Annotated in this window: 1 protein-coding gene and 1 pseudogene; both read right to left on the bottom strand. The window is 27.5% G+C overall.

The window, feature by feature from the left end; all coding sequences use genetic code 11:
• On the bottom strand, positions 1–251 hold a 251-nt coding region (locus AMN81_RS06410), incomplete at its 3' end, for a hypothetical protein (protein ID WP_218836701.1).
• A gap of 16 nt (positions 252–267) precedes the next feature.
• Positions 268–523: pseudogene (locus tag AMN81_RS00835) on the bottom strand (M24 family metallopeptidase); the annotation flags it as partial.

Genomic DNA, 523 nt, shown 5'->3' on the forward strand with positions numbered 1-523 from the left:
TTTAAATAAATTAAAAATGAAGAAATTCCTACTATGTGAACAATTATATTATGGATATATCCATGCTTGACAAAAAAAATTGTTAAGTATGAAATGAAGGTTAAAAATAAAATTCCCAACAGCCCTTGATAACCAAGATTGTAGGATAATAAATCTTTATCAATAATCCTAGATAATAAGTAACCATAACCCAAAATAGAAAATGATATTATTAAAGCAGAAAAATATAAAAGAAAATAATTAGAAATCATCAATATATGACATACTCTATAAAGTAATTAAATCCAACTTTTGCTTACCCAATCTTTCGTTCCCATTATCTGTAACTAAATAAGTTTCACCTAAATTCATTGCCAAATTACTGTCTGAATCCATCAATATCATGTGCATAAAGAAAACGTTCCCTGGACTTAAAACATATGGATTGCCAGTATATAGCATAGGCCAATCCATCCAATTAGGTGAAAATGTTGAACCTAGAGAATATCCACATGCATTCATTCTTGATTTATTAAATCCCAAA

This window comes from Candidatus Pelagibacter communis (genome assembly GCF_001179845.1).
Classification (GTDB): Bacteria; Pseudomonadota; Alphaproteobacteria; order Pelagibacterales; family Pelagibacteraceae; genus Pelagibacter; species Pelagibacter ubique_Q.